Origin of the sequence: Aeromonas sp. PrichA-15, assembly GCF_017939245.1 — a bacterium.
GTDB classification, from domain to species: domain Bacteria; phylum Pseudomonadota; class Gammaproteobacteria; order Enterobacterales; family Aeromonadaceae; genus Aeromonas; species Aeromonas caviae.
The window spans coordinates 1-18,632 of record NZ_JAGKRH010000046.1; the positions used below are offsets into that span (position 1 = coordinate 1).

The following is an 18,632-nucleotide window of genomic DNA, read 5'->3' on the forward strand; positions in this document are numbered from 1 at the left end:
AACCTGGCCAGAAGGAGGCAATATCAATATGATGCACGGCGACAGCAGGGTGATGGTGGTGGTGTGTTTGGAGACAGCCAGTTTACCAGCACCCTGTCTGTCAACTTCCACTTCCCCAAGATCCCGCGAAGAACCTAAAAAAACGGGCTGATTGAGCCCGTTTTTTGTTGGTGTGTCCAATGGCGTGGAGGCGGGCAGCCCCGGCTCCTGGGTGGCTAGTCGCGCAGTGGCTTGCCCCTGCGCAGCCTTCGCACCCAGTAGCGGGCGGGATGGAGCGCCTCCAGCAGATCGGCGGCCAGCGGCAGGGGCTCGCCGCAGATCTCGCTGGCGACCAGCTCGCCGCACAGGGGCGCCGAGCAGAGCCCCCGGGAGCCGAGCGCCCCCAGCACGTAGAGGCCGGCGTGCAGGGGCAGTGCGCTCTGCTGATCCGCGGGGGCGTTGACGTCATGATCCGCCAGCGCCGCCAACCGGGCGACGGGCCCGGCGACCGGCAGGTGATCCCGGCTGGCGCAGCGCACCCCGACGCGGGCCTGAGCACCGCTCACATCCACCTCGGCAGGCCAGCGCTGCTGGGGTACACAGGCTTGCAGCCGCGCCCTGTTCTGCTCCTGCTCGTCGGTGCGGTAGGCAAGGTCGGTCTGGTTGCGGCCATAGCTGGCCCCGATGCAGTGCGCGCCGTTGTGGGCCGGGGTGAGGTAGCCATCGTAGCAGAGCACGGTCTTGAGCTGGCTCAAGCCAGCCGTGGTCGGCACATGGCTCACCTGGCCGCGCACCGGATAGAGCGGCAGCTCGGCAAAGGGGAGAAGGGCTGGCAGCTGATGCCCGGCTGCCACCACCAGATTGGGGGCACGCCACTGGCGGCCATCCCGGCTCTCCACTCGCCAACCACCGTCCTGCTCGGCAATGTGGGTCGCAGCGGCATTGAACACCACTTCCAGCCGCCCGCTGGCCTGCGCCTCCCTGATGGCGGCGCGGGTGAGATCCGCCGGACAGAGCCAGCCCCCCAGGGGATAGCTCACACCATCCGCATCGCAGGGCAGGCCGACCACCTGCTCAACCTCCGCTGCCGAGAGTGGGTGCATCAGCTCGGGGGGGAAGGGGCCCTGACTCATCTTGGCAAGCTTGGCGGCGGATTTGTCGTCGTAGCCGAGTTGGGTGACGCCACACAGGGAGAAGGCGACGGGGTGGTGCTTTGCCAGGGCCAGCAGCCGGTTTCTGGCAAAGCCAAAGGCCAGCGAATAGAAGCGCGACAGGGCATCGTGCTCGCCGTTGAGCAGGGGGTAGAGCGCCCCTTGTCGATTGCCGGAGGCGCCGCTGGCCGGTTCGCCATCTTCGCACAGCAAGGTGACGTGCCGACCCCGCTCCACCAGAGAGAGCGCCGTCATGGCGGAAGCGATGCCGCCACCGATGATGAGCACCTCTCCCTCCCGCCCTGCGGGGCGGGCATACCAGGGGGCGATGCTCTGCTGCGGCACTTTGCCTTCCCGAACACCCGCCAGCATCTCCCGCTTGCTGCCATGGCCCTTCACCTTCTTCATGGCAAAGCCGGCGGCAATCAGCCCCCGTCGCACGAAACCGGCGCAGGTAAAGGTCGAGAGGGTGGCATCGGGGCGGGCGAGGCGAGCGAGATCGTCGAAGAGATCTTGGGTCCACATCTCTGGGTTCTTGGCAGGGGAGAAACCGTCCAGATACCAGGCGTCCACCAGACCGGTTGCCGGATGGGGCACCTGGGGCAGCATCTCCTTGATGTCGCCAAACCAGAGATCGAGGCGGATGCGGCCATCGGCAAAGAGCAGGCGATGGCAGCCGGAGACCGGCAACGGCCACTGGTCGATGAGAGGCTGGCTCAAGGGGGCAAGCTCGGGCCAGGCGGCCAGGGCCTTGCGCAGATCGGCCTGGGTAAGGGGGTATTTCTCGACGCTGATGAAGTGCAGCCGGGATCCGTTGCCGGACAGGGGGGCCTGTTCCAGAAAGGCGGCCATTGTGGCCAGAAAGTTAAGTCCTGTACCGAAACCTGTTTCACCAATCACGAAACTGTCACTATCGTGGTGCGAAAATCGCTCTGGCAGTCGATTTTGCTGCAAAAAGACGTAGCGGGTTTCACTTAGACCGTTATCATTGGAAAAGTACACATCCCCGAACTCACTGGAGACTGGAGTTCCCGCTTCGTTCCAGTCCAATCGGGCATGATGTAAGGATGTTTGACTCACGTTTTCCTCGGCTCGCGTCACAAAATCGCGGGCATTCTACGTGAAAGCAGACCAGTTTGGCAGCCGAAAGCGGGTAGACTCGGTGCCAGTTTTTCCAGACGAGATGAATTAATGAGAAGAGCAGTGATCACCGGTATCGGCGTCATCTCCAGTATCGGCAACAACAAGGAAGAGGTGCTGGCCTCCCTGAAAGCAGGCAAATCCGGCATCACCTATTCCGAGCAGTTCGAGCAGTACAACCTGCGCAGCCGTGTCTGGGGTAACATCAAACTCGATCCGTCTGAACTGATCGACCGTAAAGTCATGCGTTTCATGGGTGACGCCGCGGCCTACGCCTACCTCTCCATGCAGCAGGCCATCGAAGATGCCGGCCTGCCGGAAGAGATGGTCTCCAACGAGCGTACCGGCATCGTGACCGGTTCCGGCGGCGCCTCCGGCAAGAACACCTCCGAGTCTGCCGATATCGCCCGTGAAAAGGGCGTCAAGCGGGTGGGTCCCTACATGGTGCCGCGTACCATGTCCTCCACCACCTCCGCCTGTCTTGCTACCCCATTCAAGATCAAGGGTGTCAACTACACCATCAGCTCCGCCTGTGCGACCTCTGCCCACTGCATCGGTCATGCCTTGGAACTGATCCAGCTTGGCAAGCAGGACATCATCTTTGCCGGTGGCGGCGAGGAGCTGGACTGGTCTTCCACCATCCAGTTCGACGCCATGGGCGCGCTCTCCACCAAGTACAACGACAACCCGGAAAAAGCGTCCCGCACCTATGATGCGGACCGCGACGGCTTCGTCATCTCCGGTGGCGGCGGCATCCTGGTGGTCGAGGAGCTGGAACACGCCCTGGCCCGTGGTGCCCACATCTACGCCGAAATCACCGGTTACGGTGCGACCTCCGACGGCTACGACATGGTGGCCCCGAGCGGTGAAGGCGCCGTGCGTTGCATGAAGATGGCGATGCAGGGGGTCGGCAAGGTGGATTACATCAACACCCACGGTACCTCCACTCCGGTCGGTGACACCAAGGAGCTGGAAGCCATTCAGACCCTGTTTGGCAGCAATGCACCCAAGCTCTCCGCCACCAAGGCGATGACCGGCCATGCTCTGGGCGCCGCCGGCGTGCACGAGGCCGTCTACTCCCTGCTGATGATGGAACACGGCTTCATCGCCCCCAGCATCAACATCGAGAATCTGGACGAGAAAGCCGTGGGCCTGCCCATCGTGCGTGAATACGAAGCGGCCGACCTCAATACCGTCATGTCCAACAGCTTCGGCTTTGGCGGTACCAACGCCTCTCTGGTGTTCAGCAAGTTCAAGGCTTGATCTCCCCGTGGGGAGCACAACGCGAAATAGAAAAAGGCGCCGAAAGGCGCCTTTTTTATTGAACTCTTTTTATTGAATTCTGCTGATGGTTCCCGGTTTGGGACCGCTGTCTGCCAGGGGCAACCGCATATAGACAGCCCCGTCACCATACTCCACCAGCGATTTGCCGGTGTCGGCGGGCACAAACCCCTGCTTGCGCCAGAAGGCGGGGGCATCCTGAACCGCCACCAGGCCTGCATGGCGATATCCAGCATGGCTCGCGAAAGCGAGCGCCCTTGCCAGCAGCCGCTGTCCGACACCCAGGCCGCGTGCCTTGCTCGAGACAGCGAGATCGTGCAGATAGAACTCGTCGTGACCGGCCAGCGCCTTCATCGGCACCGAGAGGGGCGGGGGCTGGTGGGCACGCCAGGGGTGGCAGAGCAGGTAACCCAGCACCTTGCCCTGACGCTCGGCCACCCAGCAGGAGGCGGGGGCCAGCTCGGTTTTGTTCTGCATCACCTCGAGGGGCTCTGGTTCGAACTGGTGATAACACTCGTGCTGGATGGCCATGATGGCGGGCCAGTCTGGCGTGCGGATGGTGCGGATCGTGATCATGATGCGGGTCGGGTCCGTACTCAAACCGTGGCAAAAAGGGGTGACAGCATACCCCAGAGAGCACACAAACGAAACCGGGTCACCTGTCAGCGACTCGTCAGCGAACCGGTTCCTTGCTCACGACCTTGACCAGCTGGTAGCGCAAGGAAGGGGCATCGGCCGGCACATCGGCAAGTTGCTCCTTGGTCACTTCCAGCTGGTAGCGGTAGCCCGGCTCGAAGGTGAAGCCTTCGATCTGCTGATAGAAGAGGCTCCAGCTCTCGCCTGGCTGACTACGTACCTGCATGCACTTCATGGGGGCGACGCCGACGCAGTCTGCCAGTTTGTCCTGGATATAGAGGGTTTCGGTGGTCGGGGCGCTCTGGCAGGCGCTGAGCAGGAGGGCGGAGCTGAGGAGCAGGGGAGATTTCATGATGAGTGTCCTTGGCGTAAAAGGGCGCGATTAAACCTGCAAAAGAAAAGGCGGTCAATGACCGCCTTTGTAACAAACCATGACAGATCGGGCTCAGCGCTGGTCGAGGGGCACGAATTCGCGCAGGGGCTGACCGGTGTAGAGCTGACGGGGACGGCCGATCTTCTGATCCGGGTCCGAATGCATCTCGTTCCAGTGGGCAATCCAGCCGATGGTACGGGAGATGGCGAAGATCACGGTGAACATGGACATGGGGATGCCGATGGCCTTCATGATGATGCCGGAGTAGAAGTCCACGTTCGGGTAGAGCTTCTTCTCGATGAAGTAGGGGTCGGACAGCGCGATGCGTTCCAGCTCCATGGCCACGTCCAGCAGCGGATCCTTGATCTGCAGCTCGGTAAGCACCTCGTGGCAGGTTTCACGCATCACGGTGGCACGGGGATCGTGGTTCTTGTAGACCCGGTGACCGAAGCCCATCAGACGGAACGGATCGTTCTTGTCCTTGGCGCGGCCGATGTACTCGGGGATGCGATCCACGGAGCCAATCTCTTCGAGCATCTTGAGGCAGGCTTCGTTGGCACCACCGTGGGCCGGGCCCCACAGGGAGGCGATCCCCGCGGCGATACAGGCAAACGGGTTGGCACCGGAAGAACCGGCCAGACGCACGGTGGAGGTGGAGGCGTTTTGCTCATGGTCCGCATGCAGGGTGAAAATGCGGTCCATGGCGCGCTCGACGATGGGGTTGACCTTGTACTCTTCGGTCGGCACGCCAAACATCATGTGCAGGAAGTTGCCTGCATAGGAGAGGGCGTTGCGCGGCTGCATGAAGGGCTGACCGATGGAGTACTTGTAACACATGGCGGCCAGGGTCGGCATCTTGGAGAGCAGACGGAAGGCACAGATCTCGCGATGCTCCTCGTTGTTGATGTCGAGGGCGTCGTGATAGAAAGCGGACAGCGCGCTGACCACGCCGCACATGACGGCCATGGGGTGGGCGTCGCGGCGGAAGCCGCGGAAGAAGAAGGCGATCTGCTCGTGCACCATGGTGTGGCGGGTGACCAGACGTTCAAATTCCGCATATTGGGTCTTGGTGGGGGCCTCGCCGTACAGCAGGATGTAGCAGACTTCGAGGTAGCTGGCCTGGGTGGCCAACTGGGCGATGGGGTAACCGCGGTGCAGCAAGACACCCTGGTCGCCATCGATGTAGGTGATAGATGATTTGCAAGAACCGGTGGCCATGAAACCGGGGTCGAAGGTGAAATATCCTTGCGTGCCCAGCTTTCTGACATCGATCACATCGGGTCCAACGGTACCGGAGAGGATCGGCAATTCAACCGGCTCTTTTCCGGGCAGATGTAGGGTGGCTATCTTATCAGCCATAGCACGTCTCCTTTGCTCTTTTATAATTTGGTTCCAGCCCTACTTTATTACGACTGTTATGACGCTGGCAAAGGTTCTTACCCGTACCACGGCGGCTGGAGCGCCTTATTTGAACCAGAGAACCATGTCTTTGTCAATTTTGCTGGATGATCATTAATGACTTGTTAAAGCTGTTGTGAGATCTGGTTTACGGTTTTGGATTTTCTGTGTAGCTATTTGATTGTCATTGGTTAAGGCCGCCGATATACTGCGCCACGTGGGTGATGGTCGTCGGTGTTTGAAACGCTTTCGCAAAGCCAGATGTGATATCGAAAATGTTATTTTTGGCTTTCCTGAGTTGTTTTGGTAACAAAAACCTAACAAATGCCACTCCTCGCCCTCAAAGCGTGTGAAAACAATAACTAACGTGCTCAATGGAGCTGAGTGGGCAAAGCCGTGAAAAACAAACAGAGACCTGTAAACCTCGACCTACAGACGATCAGCTTTCCTGTCACCGCCATCGCTTCCATCTTGCATCGTGTCTCAGGGGTCATCACCTTTGTGGCATTGGCCATCTTGCTGTGGATGCTTGGTACTTCACTCGCCTCTCCCGAAGGATTTGAATCGGTCGTTGCCATCATGGACAACTTCCTGGTCAAGTTCGTGCTGTGGGGGATCCTGACCGCGCTGGCTTACCACATCGTGGGCGGTCTGCGGCACCTGGTCATGGACATGGGCTATTGGGAAGAGCTGGAATCCGGTAATCAGAGTGCCCGTGTGGCCTTCGTGATCACCGCGGTTTTGGCGGTATTGGCGGGGGTGCTGGTATGGTAACCAATTCTGCAACTTTCGGGCGCAGCGGTGTTCATGATTACATCCTGATCCGCGCCACCGCCCTCATCATGACGTGCTACGTCCTCTATCTGGTTGGCTTTGTCGCGTTCAACGACATCACCTACGAGGTGTGGACCGGCTTCTTCTCCAACACCTTCACCAAGGTCTTCACCCTGCTGACGCTCGTATGCGTCTTGATCCACGCCTGGATCGGTCTGTGGCAGGTGCTGACCGACTATATCAAGCCGGTCGGACTGCGCGGTGCGCTGCAGTTTGTGCTGGTGGTGGTGCTGTTTGTCTATGTGATGACTGGTTTCGTCGTGCTGTGGGGTGTGTAAGGTGACTATTCCAACTCGTGAATTTGATGCGGTCGTGATCGGTGCCGGTGGCGCAGGTATGCGCGCCGCGCTGCAGATTGCCCAGTCCGGCAAGAGCTGCGCCCTGTTATCCAAGGTTTTCCCGACCCGTTCCCACACGGTCTCCGCCCAGGGCGGGATCACGGTCGCCCTGGGCAATGCCCACGACGACAACTGGCAGTGGCACATGTATGACACCGTCAAGGGCTCCGATTATATCGGTGATCAGGAAGCCATCGAGTACATGTGCAAGACCGGCCCCGAGGCCATCTATGAGCTGGAGAACATGGGCTTGCCTTTCTCCCGCTTTGACAACGGTACCGTCTACCAGCGTCCGTTCGGCGGTCAGTCCAAAAACTTCGGCGGCGAGCAGGCTGCCCGCACCGCGGCGGCAGCCGACCGTACCGGTCACGCCCTGCTGCACACCCTCTATCAACAAAACGTCAAGAACAAGACCACCGTCTTCTCCGAGTGGTATGCCCTGGATCTGGTGAAGAACCAGGATGGCCATATCGTCGGCTGTACCGCCATCGACATGGAGAGCGGCGAGGTCGTCTACTTCAAGGCCAAGGCCACCGTGCTCGCCACCGGCGGCGCCGGTCGCATCTACCAGTCCACCACCAACGCCCACATCAACACCGGTGACGGCGTCGGCATGGCGCTGCGTGCCGGGGTCGGCGTGCAGGACATGGAGTTCTGGCAGTTCCACCCCACCGGTATCGCCGGGGCAGGGGTACTGGTCACCGAAGGTTGCCGTGGTGAAGGCGGCTACCTGCTGAACAAGGACGGCGAGCGCTTCATGGAGCGTTATGCACCAAACGCCAAGGATCTGGCCGGTCGCGACGTGGTGGCCCGTTCCATCATGATCGAGATCCGCGAAGGCCGTGGCTGTGACGGTCCCTGGGGCCCGCACATCAAGCTCAAGCTGGATCATCTGGGCAAAGAGGTGCTGGAATCCCGCCTGCCGGGCATCTGCGAGCTCTCTCGCACCTTCGCCCACGTGGATCCGGTCAAAGAGCCCATCCCCATCATCCCGACCTGCCACTACATGATGGGCGGCGTGCCGACCAGCGTGAACGGCCAGTGCCTGACCCAGGACAAGGATGGCAACGACGTGCCGGTGGTCGGTCTGTTCGCGGTGGGCGAGATCGCCTGCGTCTCCGTGCACGGTGCCAACCGTCTGGGCGGCAACTCCCTGCTGGATCTGGTGGTGTTCGGTCGTGCTGCCGGCATGCACCTGGTGGAGACCCTTGGTTCGATGGAGCACGGTGTGGAAGCCACCGACGCCGACATCGCCAAGGCGCTGGAGCGCTTCAACCGCTGGGAAAACAACCGTGACGGGGAAGACCCGGCACAGATCCGCAAGGACCTGCAGCGCTGCATGCAGAACAACTTCTCCGTGTTCCGGGAAGGGGATGCCATGGCAGAAGGGCTGGCCGAGCTGAAACTCATCCGCGAGCGTCTCAAGAACGCCCGTCTGGACGACACCTCCAAGGAGTTCAATACCCAGCGCATCGAGTGCCTGGAGCTGGACAACCTGATGGAGACCGCCTATGCCACCGCGGTGGCGGCGAACTTCCGTACCGAGAGTCGTGGCGCCCACAGCCGCTTCGACTTCCCGGAGCGTGACGATGAGAGCTGGCTGTGCCACAGCCTCTATCATCCGGACACCGAGTCCATGACCCGTCGCGCTGTCAACATGTCACCCAAGACCCGTGAGGCGTTCCCGCCCAAGGTCCGGACTTACTGATTGCGGAGCCAAGCACAATGAACGTCACATTCTCTGTCTACAGATACAATCCGGACGTTGATAACGTCCCGTATATGAAGGATTATCGTCTTGATATTCCTGAAGGTTCCGACATGATGGTACTCGACGCACTGATCCAGCTCAAGGAGCTGGATCCCACGCTCGCCTTCCGCCGCTCCTGCCGCGAAGGGGTCTGTGGATCTGACGGTCTCAACATGAATGGCAAGAACGGTCTGGCCTGCATCACGCCGCTCTCCGATCTCTTGAAGAAGGGCAGCAAGGTCGTCATTCGACCCTTGCCCGGTCTGCCGGTGATCCGGGATCTGGTGATCGACATGACCCAGTTCTACACCCAGTGGGAGAAGGTCAAACCCTTCCTCATCAACGACGAAAAACTGCCGCCCGTGCGTGAGCACCTGCAATCCCCCGAAGAGCGCGCCAAGCTGGATGGCCTGTACGAGTGCATACTCTGTGCCTGCTGCTCCACCTCTTGCCCCTCCTTCTGGTGGAACCCGGACAAGTTCATCGGTCCGGCCGGCCTGCTCGCCGCCTATCGCTGGCTGGCGGACAGCCGCGACACTGCGGCCAGTGAGCGACTGGGCAACCTGGATGACGCCTTCAGCGTGTTCCGCTGCCACGGCATCATGAACTGCGTGAACGTCTGTCCCAAGGGCTTGAACCCGACCAAGGCCATCGGTCAGATCAAGTCGATGTTGCTCAACCGAGCCGTGTAGTATCGGGGCCAGGGCGCCTTGCGCCGGGCCCGACCTCTGGATAGCCATCCCGCCCCGGGATGGCTATGACCCTACAAGCTGCAGTGCAGCGAACAAGATGTACAAGGGATAGAAATGCATAACGGCGTGATGAAGGCCTGGTTGGAGTCATCTCACCTGGCTGGTGCGAATGCAAGCTACATTGAGGATTTGTACGAATCCTTCCTGGAAAACCCCGACTCCGTTGCCGACGAATGGCGCAGCCTGTTCCAGTCGCTGCCCCAGGTCAACGGACATGCAGTAGAACAACCCCACTCCCAGGTTCGCGACTATTTCCGCCGCCTGGCCAAGGACTCCTCCCGTTACAGCGCTCCCGTCTCCGATCCCCAGGTGGATGCCAAACAGGTTCGCGTACTGCAACTGATCAACGCCTTCCGCTTCCGCGGTCACCAGAACGCCAACCTGGACCCCCTGGGTCTGTGGCAGCGCGAGCCGGTCGCCGAGCTGGATCCGGCCTTCCACAACCTGCAAGGTGCAGACATGGAGGCCACCTTCAATGTGGGCTCCTACGCCATCGGTCGCGAGACCATGGTGCTCTCCGATCTGTATGCCTCGCTGAAGAAAACCTATTGCGGCAGCATCGGCGCCGACTACATGCACCTCACCTCCACCGAGGAGAAGCGCTGGCTGCAAGACAGGCTGGAATCCATCGAAGGGAAGGGCAACTATACCCTCGAAGAGAAGACCCGCTTCCTCGAGAGCCTGACCGCCGCCGAAGGGCTGGAAAAATACCTGGGTGCCAAGTTCCCGGGGGCCAAGCGTTTCTCCCTGGAAGGGGGCGATGCCATGGTGCCCATGCTCAAAGAGCTTATTCGCCGCGCCGGTGAGCAGGGTTGCAAGGAAGCCGTCATCGGTATGGCCCACCGCGGTCGCCTCAACGTGCTCATCAACGTACTGGGCAAGCGCGCTCAGGACCTGTTCGACGAGTTCGCCGGCAAGCACGGCGAATCCTGGGGCACAGGGGATGTGAAGTACCACATGGGCTTCTCCTCCGACTTCGCCACCCCGGGCGGCAACGTCCACCTGGCGCTCGCCTTCAACCCGTCGCACCTCGAGATCGTCAACCCCGTGGTCATCGGCTCCGTGCGTGCCCGTATGGACCGTCGCGGTGACAAGGACGGCTCCAGCGTCCTGCCCATCACCATCCACGGTGACTCCGCCATCGCGGGGCAGGGGGTCGTTGCCGAGACCTTCAACATGTCCCAGACCCGTGCCTATGGCGTGGGCGGGACGGTGCGCATCGTCATCAACAACCAGGTGGGCTTCACCACCTCCTATATCCGTGACCTGCGCTCCACCGAATATTGCACCGACATCGCCAAGGCGGTGCAGGCACCTGTGCTGCACGTCAACGGGGATGACCCGGAAGCCGTGGTACTGGTGACCCAGATTGCCCTGGATTACCGCAACACCTTCAAGCGCGACGTGGTGATCGAGCTGGTCTGCTACCGTCGTCACGGTCACAATGAGGCTGACGAGCCGAGCGCGACCCAGCCCCTGATGTATCAGAAGATCAAGCAGCACCCGACCCCGCGCAAGATCTACGCCGATCAGCTGATCGCCGAAGGAGCCATCGCACCGGAGCTGGCTACCACCCTGGTCAACGACTATCGCGATACCCTGGATCGGGGCGAGCGGGTGAGCAAGGAATGGCGCCCCATGGAGCTGCATTCCGTGGACTGGACCCCTTATCTGGGTCACGACTGGGCCATGGCCTATGACAGCACTGTGCCGATGGATCACCTGAAGGCCCTCGGCGAGCGCATCAGCCAGTATCCGGCCACCCATGTGCTGCAACGCCAGGTCGAGAAGATCTACGAAGACCGTCGCCTGATGGCCGCCGGTGAGAAACTGGTGGACTGGGGCTTTGCCGAGACCCTGGCCTACGCCACCCTGGTGGACAAGGGATCCCGCATTCGCTTTACCGGGGAAGACTCCGGCCGCGGTACCTTCTTCCATCGCCACGCCGTGCTGCACAGCCAGACCGATGCCAGCACCTACACCCCGCTGTGCAACCTGCACGACGAGCAGGGCCCGTTCGAGGTGTACGACTCCGTGCTGACCGAGAACGCGGTACTGGCGTTTGAATATGGCTACGCCAGCGCGGAGCCGGCCGGTCTCACCATCTGGGAAGCCCAGTTCGGTGACTTCGCCAACTGCGCCCAGGTGGTGGTGGACCAGTTCCTCTCCTCCGGCGAGCAGAAGTGGGGCCGGATGTGCGGCCTGACCATGCTGCTGCCCCACGGTTACGAGGGCCAGGGCCCGGAGCACTCCTCTGCCCGTCTGGAGCGTTATCTGCAGATGTGCGCCCAGCACAACATGCAGGTGTGCGTGCCCTCCACCCCGGCGCAGGTGTTCCACATGCTGCGTCGCCAGGTGGTGCGCCCCATGCGCCGTCCGCTCATCGTGATGACGCCCAAATCCCTGCTGCGCCACCCGCTGGCGGTGAGCAAGCTCGAAGAGCTGGCAGAGGGCACCTTCCAGAACGCCATCGGCGAAATCGATGCGCTGGATCCCAAAGGCGTCAAGCGCGTGGTCTTCTGCTCCGGCAAGGTTTACTACGACCTGCTCGATGCCCGTCGCAAGGCCGAGCAGCAGGACGTGGCCCTGGTACGGATCGAGCAGCTCTACCCCTTCCCGGAAGAGGAAGTGCGCGCCATCCTGGCCGATTACAGCCATGTCACCGACTTCGTCTGGTGTCAGGAAGAGCCGCAGAACCAGGGCGCCTGGTACAGCACCCGTCATCACTACGACAGCGTGCTGCCAAGCCATGCCCGTCTGCGTTATGCCGGTCGCCCGGCCTCGGCCTCACCGGCCGTCGGTTACATGTCCGTCCACGCCAAGCAGCAAAAAGCCCTGGTGGAAGACGCCCTTACCCTGGAATGAACGAGTTGTGGATGAGGAGGGCCCGTGTCGGGATCCTCTCTGACCTGGAACAAGCCTGCTGGCCAAGAAGTAACAAGGAACTGATTACATGACTATCGAGATCAAGGTACCGGACCTGCCGGAATCAGTGGCGGATGCCACCATCGCGACCTGGCACAAGAAACCGGGTGATCTGGTTGCCCGTGACGAAGTGCTGGTTGACATCGAAACCGATAAAGTCGTGCTGGAAGTGCCCGCGCCGGAAGCCGGCGTACTGGGCGACATCCTGCAGAGCGAAGGGGCCACCGTGCTCTCCCGCCAGCTGATCGCCATGCTCAAGCCGGCCCCCGTTGCCGGTGAAGCGACCAGCGAAAAGCCGGTGGAAGCCGTGGCCGATGACGCAGCCGATGGCCTGAGCCCTTCCGTGCGCCGCATGGTGGCCGAGCATGACATCGACGTCGCCAAGCTGACCGGCACTGGCAAGGGTGGTCGTGTCACCAAGGAAGACGTGGAAGCCTTCATCAAGAATCTGGGCAAGGCTCCCGTGGCTGCGCCGACTGCTGCCACTCCCGTGGCTGCCGCACCGGTCGCGCCGCTGGCCGGTCGCACCGAGAAGCGTGTGCCCATGACCCGTCTGCGCAAGCGCATCGCCGAGCGTCTGCTGGAGGCCAAGAACACCACCGCCATGCTGACCACTTTCAACGAGATCAACATGGCGCCCATCATGAAGCTGCGCAAGCAGTACGGCGAGATCTTCGAGAAGAAGCACGGCATCAAGCTCGGCTTCATGTCCTTCTATGTGAAGGCCGTGGTCGAATCCCTCAAGCGCTACCCGGAAGTGAACGCGGCGCTGGACGGTGACGACATCGTCTACCACAACTACTTCGACATCAGCATCGCCGTCTCCACCCCCCGTGGTCTGGTGACCCCGGTGCTGCGCGACTGCGACAACATGAGCCTGGCGGACATCGAGAAGGCCATCAAGGATCTGGCCGGCAAGGGCCGTGACGGCAAGCTGACCGTGGATGAACTGACTGGCGGCAACTTCACCATCACCAACGGCGGCGTGTTCGGCTCCCTGATGTCCACCCCCATCATCAACCCGCCCCAGAGCGCCATTCTGGGTATGCACAAGATCCAGGACCGCCCCATGGCCGTCGACGGCAAGGTCGAGATCCTGCCGATGATGTACCTGGCGCTCTCCTACGATCACCGCATCATCGACGGCCGCGAGTCCGTGGGCTTCCTGGTCTCCATCAAGGAGCTCCTGGAAGACCCGACCCGTCTGCTGCTGGATGTCTGAGCAAGCGTGACTGAAAGATAACGAGGGGCCGCCCAGGCCCCCCCATTCACAGGGGATTGAGAAACACGAGCCCCGGACGGAAATACCTACAACACGGATAGAGCATCTATGAATCTGCATGAATATCAGGCAAAACAGCTGTTTGCCGAGTATGGCCTGCCGGTCTCCGAAGGTTATGCCTGTGCCACCCCGCAGGAAGCGGCCGAAGCGGCCGACAAGATTGGCGGCAACACCTGGGTCGTCAAGTGCCAGGTCCACGCCGGTGGCCGCGGCAAGGCGGGCGGCGTCAAGCTGGCCAAGAGCAAGGACGAGATCCGCGCCTTCGCCCAGAACTGGCTCGGCAAGAACCTGGTGACCTATCAGACTGACGCCAATGGTCAGCCGGTTACCAAGATCCTGGTGGAGTCCTGCACCGACATCGCCAAGGAACTGTACCTGGGCGCCGTGGTTGACCGTGGCTCTCGCCGCGTGGTCTTCATGGCTTCCACCGAAGGTGGTGTGGAGATTGAGAAAGTCGCCCACGAAACCCCGGAACTCATTCACAAGGCTGCCATCGATCCCCTGGTAGGCCCGCAGCCTTATCAGGCCCGCGAGCTGGCCTTCAAGCTGGGTCTGGTCGGCGATCAGATCAAGCAGTTCACCAAGATCTTCATGGGCCTGGGCCAGATGTTCCTGGACTGCGACTTCGCCCTGCTGGAGATCAACCCCCTGGTCATCACCGACAAGGGCAACCTGCACTGCCTGGACGGCAAGATCAACATCGACGCCAACGCCCTGTACCGTCAGCCCAAGCTGCGCGAGATGCACGACCCGTCCCAGGATGACCCCCGCGAAGCGCACGCCGCCCAGTGGGAGCTGAACTATGTGGCGCTCGATGGCAACATCGGCTGCATGGTCAACGGCGCGGGCCTGGCCATGGGCACCATGGACATCGTCAACCTGCACGGCGGTTCCCCGGCCAACTTCCTGGACGTCGGCGGCGGCGCCACCAAGGAGCGCGTGACCGAGGCCTTCAAGATCATCCTCTCCGACAGCAAGGTACAAGCCGTGCTGGTCAACATCTTTGGCGGCATCGTGCGCTGCGACATGATCGCGGAAGGCATCATCGGCGCCGTCAAGGAAGTGGGGGTGAAAGTGCCCGTGGTGGTGCGTCTGGAAGGCAACAACGCCGAACTGGGTGCCCGTAAACTGGCCGACAGCGGCCTCAATATCATCGCCGCAACGAGTCTGACTGACGCAGCTCAGCAAGTGGTAAAAGCAGCGGAGGCCAAATAATGAGCGTTCTGATCAACAAAGACACCAAGGTGATCTGCCAGGGCTTTACCGGCGGTCAGGGTACCTTCCACTCCGAACAGGCCATTGCCTACGGTACCCAGATGGTCGGCGGCGTCTCCCCGGGCAAGGGTGGCACCACCCACCTGGGCCTGCCGGTGTTCAACACTGTCCGTGACGCCGTGGAAGCCACCGGCGCCACCGCCTCCGTCATCTATGTACCGGCCCCGTTCTGCAAGGACGCCATCCTGGAAGCCATCGATGCCGGTATCAAGCTCATCGTCACCATCACCGAAGGCATCCCGACCCTGGACATGCTGGACGTCAAGGTGAAGCTGCAGGAAACCGGCGTGCGCATGATCGGCCCCAACTGCCCGGGTGTCATCACCCCGGGTGAGTGCAAGATTGGCATCATGCCGGGCCACATCCACAAGCCGGGCAAGGTGGGCATCGTCTCCCGCTCCGGCACCCTGACCTACGAAGCGGTCAAGCAGACCACGGACGAGGGCTTCGGCCAGTCCACCTGCGTCGGTATCGGTGGCGACCCCATCCCGGGTTCCAACTTCATCGACATCCTGGAGATGTTCCAGAATGACCCGCAGACCGAAGCCATCGTGATGATCGGCGAGATCGGCGGCAACGCCGAGGAAGACGCGGCGGCCTACATCAAGGCCCACGTCACCAAGCCGGTGGTCTCCTACATCGCGGGCGTCACCGCCCCGGCTGGCAAGCGCATGGGTCATGCGGGCGCCATCATCGCCGGTGGCAAAGGCACGGCAGCAGAGAAATTTGCCGCCCTGGAAGATGCCGGCGTGAAAACCGTGCGCTCCCTGGCCGATATCGGCAAGGCCCTGCGTGAAGTGACCGGCTGGTAAGTCAGCCTATTATCTCTAATTGAAAAAGCCGCCCAATGGGCGCAATGCTGTTCACTTAAGAGAATTTGAGTTCCAGTCCACGTAGTATCAGGACAAAAAAGCGAGGGAGGCATGATGCCTCCCTCTTTCTATTGCAAGCCCTGCTGGATAAAGGCTGGAGGAAGATCGACTGGACACAGCCTTGCCCCCTCAACTCAAATCCAATTTATGAATAATCAGTCAAAAAAGTGCTTATCTGAACAGCATTGGCCCAATGGGCGGCTTTTTTATGGCTGACTATCTTAAATAGTAATCGGTGTTCGTGAATGTCAGCTTCGCAAGTTCAGCAGATGAGGATATAACAATCATATCGTCGTTCTTGGTGCTTGGGTGAAACAATGAGGTGGTTTTTTCTGCTGTTTATCATGTTGCTTGTTGTTACCGGCAATGCAGTCATTTTTGATAGTTCATCCTCTACCAGAGTGATTGATTGGATTGCATTTAACCTGTTCCCGTTATCTCTGGTTTTATTCTGGTTTGGCATTTATTTTTCTGATGGCGATAAGCGGGCCCAGCTCTTTGTCATTGGTCATGCGTTGCTGGTCTTTTCTGCCGGCGCCGGTTTTGTGCTTATCGGTACCAATATTGTTTTGGCTGATTCATGTGAAATAATGACATTTAGTGGGAAAGCGAGTGGTCTCCTGTGGATATTTTCAAACTATATGCTGTCGATTGGTTATTGTCGGGAGCTGGGGGTTGGTATCGCTGTGTTCGGAGCTATTATATCTTATCCTAGCGTTAGATTGTTTTTAGGGTTGGTTCAATCACGTTAAAGCTTTTAATGACAAATAATGTATCTTTTAGCGAGGTGATGGTTTATTTTATCACTTCAGATAACTCCCTAACGAAGATGCCAACTTATTGGCTGCATTTATTAGGGAGTATATTTTGCGTGTCAGAGCTCGTTTCGTTCTTCGACCATAGAGACTTATGATTAGTTTTTACTTGCTGCGGATTGTAAGGGCGTCGTGGACTTATTCAGTTGTTTTGCTTTTCTTTTGTCTCTAACCCAAATAACTGAACCATTTGTCTTTTTCATCTCGAAGAGATCGATGGACTGGAATAGATCGCTCAGTTTTCTAAATCCGTAGTTTCGTTGATCAAATGAAGCATGGTTTGAAATGTGGTTGCCAATCTCGCCAAGCATGGCCCAGCCATCATCTTCGCCAATAGCATCTATTGCTTGCCTGAGTAAATTGATGAGTTTTGTGTCCCCCTTTATATTTTTACTTTGTTTTTGAATGGGTTGTTCCAGAGCCGGTTCTGCATCAAGATATAGAAATCGAGAGCAACTATTGACGAATGGTAATGGTGCTTTTCGCTCTCCAAATCCGATGACGAATTTTCCATCAGCAAGTGTTCTAAATAACTGATCCCAATAGTGCTACACCTTCGCTGTACCATAGCCATTCCCCGGGAAAGGAGACACGGTATCCATGAAGTGTTTCACTCGGGCCAGCAGGCTGGCCATTCCTCTGCATTGATGATTGCGCGTGATGGTTTCATGTAACTTGTGCCACAGCCGTTCGATGTGATTAACCCAAGGGCTGTAAACTGGCTGGAACACCAGGCAGAACTTGGGGTTCTTCTTCAACCATCGCTCGGTCTGTTTGCTTTTGTGAATGATGTAGTTATCGAGGATCAGTGTGATGGTTTTGGCTCGTCGGTAGTGGCGACGCAGCTTTTCCAGCATGGCGATAAACAGCGATGAGTTTTTCTTTATCCCGCTGACGTAAAGTACTCTTCCATTGCCTGCATGGAGAACGCCTGCCAGGTAATGTTTGGCGTTCTTTCCAGGTGTGACAACCCGCTTTTGCTGCGCTCTGAACATCCAGTCGGCCCCTAATTTGGGATTAAGGTCTATATCGACTTCATCCTCATAAAACACCGGATTATCTGCATCACAGCGGGCCAGTGCCGCGTCGATATTAGCCATTTTCTCCTGATAGGCAGGGTCTTTTATCCGCAAGGTCGGCACGGGCCTTCGCCAGACAATGCCCATACGCGGTAACCATCGGCGGAGCGTGGAGGCTGCCATATTGAGCCCCATTAACCGATTGATTTTGATAGCCAATAGTTCGGTACACCAACGGCTGCGCTGATAACCAAAATCTTGCGGAGAAAACTGCATGAGCAGCACCAGTAAGGTGACAATCTTGGCGACAGGTAAGATCGGGGCACGGCCAGCCGGTAAGGCTTCTAACGCCCCCACACCTTCATCCCGATACCACCGAAGCCAACGGCCGATGGTCGAGCGAGCAGCGCCGGTAAGGTGATGAACATCAGTGATCGTGCGTCCTTCATGTAACAGCAAGATGGCCATCAAGCGACGAGCATGCCCTTTATCACGCGTGGCATGGATGATTTTGTGAATGCGGCGCCGTTGTGGTCGTGGCAGGGGTGGTAGGATAGGCATCAACTCAGTCCTTTTGGTGTGGCTTGTTTTGTTTCGCGCCTAATGAGATCGCACAAACTGGACTGAGTTCCCTTCCTCCTGTGATCTACTATTCGGAACAGCTATTTAACCCAAGGGCTGTAAACTGGCTGGAACACCAGGCAGAACTTGGGATTCTTCTTCAACCATCGCTCGGTCTGTTTGCTTTTGTGAATGATGTAGTTATCGAGGATCAACGTGATGGTTTTGGCTCGTCGGTAGTGGTGGCGCAG

Annotated in this window: 16 protein-coding genes and 1 pseudogene; 10 read left to right on the forward strand and 7 right to left on the reverse strand. The window is 59.3% G+C overall.

All coding sequences use genetic code 11. From position 1 onward, the window contains the following. Positions 1–215: 215 nt before the first annotated feature. Positions 216–2,231, reverse strand: coding sequence for a bifunctional tRNA (5-methylaminomethyl-2-thiouridine)(34)-methyltransferase MnmD/FAD-dependent 5-carboxymethylaminomethyl-2-thiouridine(34) oxidoreductase MnmC (gene mnmC, locus J9889_RS07950; RefSeq protein WP_174217469.1), 2,016 nt, complete (start codon positions 2,229–2,231; stop codon positions 216–218). A gap of 90 nt (positions 2,232–2,321) precedes the next feature. On the opposite strand from mnmC, the gene fabB reads away from it, so the two are divergent. After that, the gene (gene fabB / locus J9889_RS07955) at positions 2,322–3,533 is read left to right on the forward strand and encodes a beta-ketoacyl-ACP synthase I (protein WP_029314417.1); all 1,212 of its coding nucleotides are present in this window, start codon (positions 2,322–2,324) and stop codon (positions 3,531–3,533) included. Positions 3,534–3,602: 69 nt separating this feature from the next. Here the strand turns inward: fabB and J9889_RS07960 are convergent, their stop codons facing one another. The 3 genes from J9889_RS07960 to J9889_RS07970 form a co-directional block, all read right to left on the reverse strand. Next, positions 3,603–4,127 carry a GNAT family N-acetyltransferase gene (locus tag J9889_RS07960; protein WP_010674490.1) on the reverse strand — a complete coding sequence of 175 codons (525 nt, stop codon included), beginning with the start codon at positions 4,125–4,127 and terminating at the stop codon, positions 3,603–3,605. Between the two features lie 97 nt (positions 4,128–4,224). Next, positions 4,225–4,539 carry a DUF4377 domain-containing protein gene (locus tag J9889_RS07965; RefSeq protein WP_010674491.1) on the reverse strand — a complete coding sequence of 105 codons (315 nt, stop codon included), beginning with the start codon at positions 4,537–4,539 and terminating at the stop codon, positions 4,225–4,227. 93 nt (positions 4,540–4,632) lie between these two features. Next, entirely contained in the window at positions 4,633–5,919 is a 1,287-nt protein-coding gene (locus tag J9889_RS07970; protein WP_010674492.1) for a citrate synthase, read from the reverse strand. Between the two features lie 423 nt (positions 5,920–6,342). Here J9889_RS07970 and sdhC point away from each other — a divergent pair, with 423 nt between their 5' ends. The 9 genes from sdhC (at position 6,343) to J9889_RS08015 (ending at position 16,738) form a co-directional block, all read left to right on the forward strand. Next, positions 6,343–6,732 carry a succinate dehydrogenase cytochrome b556 subunit gene (gene sdhC, locus J9889_RS07975; RefSeq protein ID WP_029314418.1) on the forward strand — a complete coding sequence of 130 codons (390 nt, stop codon included), beginning with the start codon at positions 6,343–6,345 and terminating at the stop codon, positions 6,730–6,732. Further along, entirely contained in the window at positions 6,726–7,070 is a 345-nt protein-coding gene (sdhD, locus tag J9889_RS07980; protein WP_010674495.1) for a succinate dehydrogenase, hydrophobic membrane anchor protein, read from the forward strand. The genes sdhC and sdhD overlap by 7 nt, the downstream gene beginning before the upstream one ends. 1 nt (position 7,071) lies before the next feature. Further along, the gene (gene sdhA, locus J9889_RS07985) at positions 7,072–8,838 is read left to right on the forward strand and encodes a succinate dehydrogenase flavoprotein subunit (RefSeq protein WP_029314421.1); all 1,767 of its coding nucleotides are present in this window, start codon (positions 7,072–7,074) and stop codon (positions 8,836–8,838) included. A gap of 17 nt (positions 8,839–8,855) precedes the next feature. Beyond that, a complete protein-coding gene (locus J9889_RS07990; RefSeq protein WP_010674497.1) occupies positions 8,856–9,572 on the forward strand; it encodes a succinate dehydrogenase iron-sulfur subunit in 717 nt (238 codons plus the stop codon). Between the two features lie 114 nt (positions 9,573–9,686). After that, positions 9,687–12,497, forward strand: a complete 2,811-nt coding sequence (gene sucA, locus J9889_RS07995; protein ID WP_010674498.1) for a 2-oxoglutarate dehydrogenase E1 component — start codon at positions 9,687–9,689, stop codon at positions 12,495–12,497. Positions 12,498–12,585: 88 nt separating this feature from the next. Then, positions 12,586–13,779 (forward strand): 2-oxoglutarate dehydrogenase complex dihydrolipoyllysine-residue succinyltransferase, encoded by a 1,194-nt coding sequence (gene odhB, locus J9889_RS08000; protein WP_010674499.1) that lies wholly within the window; start codon positions 12,586–12,588, stop codon positions 13,777–13,779. 108 nt (positions 13,780–13,887) lie between these two features. Continuing rightward, complete coding sequence (gene sucC / locus J9889_RS08005; RefSeq protein ID WP_005300220.1) at positions 13,888–15,054, forward strand: ADP-forming succinate--CoA ligase subunit beta; 1,167 nt, start codon at positions 13,888–13,890, stop codon at positions 15,052–15,054. Next, on the forward strand, positions 15,054–15,926 hold the full coding sequence (gene sucD / locus J9889_RS08010) for a succinate--CoA ligase subunit alpha (RefSeq protein ID WP_005300222.1): 873 nt from the start codon (positions 15,054–15,056) through the stop codon (positions 15,924–15,926). Before sucC ends, sucD begins: the two co-directional genes overlap by 1 nt. 404 nt (positions 15,927–16,330) lie before the next feature. After that, complete coding sequence (locus J9889_RS08015) at positions 16,331–16,738, forward strand: hypothetical protein (protein ID WP_125117235.1); 408 nt, start codon at positions 16,331–16,333, stop codon at positions 16,736–16,738. A 161-nt stretch (positions 16,739–16,899) separates the two neighbouring features. Here J9889_RS08015 and J9889_RS08020 read toward each other — a convergent pair whose 3' ends face one another. From J9889_RS08020 to J9889_RS08030, 3 genes and pseudogenes are all read right to left on the reverse strand, one after another. After that, on the reverse strand, positions 16,900–17,301 hold the full coding sequence (locus tag J9889_RS08020) for an OST-HTH/LOTUS domain-containing protein (RefSeq protein ID WP_210556316.1): 402 nt from the start codon (positions 17,299–17,301) through the stop codon (positions 16,900–16,902). Positions 17,302–17,349: 48 nt separating this feature from the next. After that, positions 17,350–18,381, reverse strand: coding sequence for an IS630 family transposase (locus J9889_RS08025; protein WP_049636875.1), 1,032 nt, complete (start codon positions 18,379–18,381; stop codon positions 17,350–17,352). Between the two features lie 104 nt (positions 18,382–18,485). Next, positions 18,486–18,632, reverse strand: a pseudogene (locus J9889_RS08030) (transposase); the annotation flags it as partial.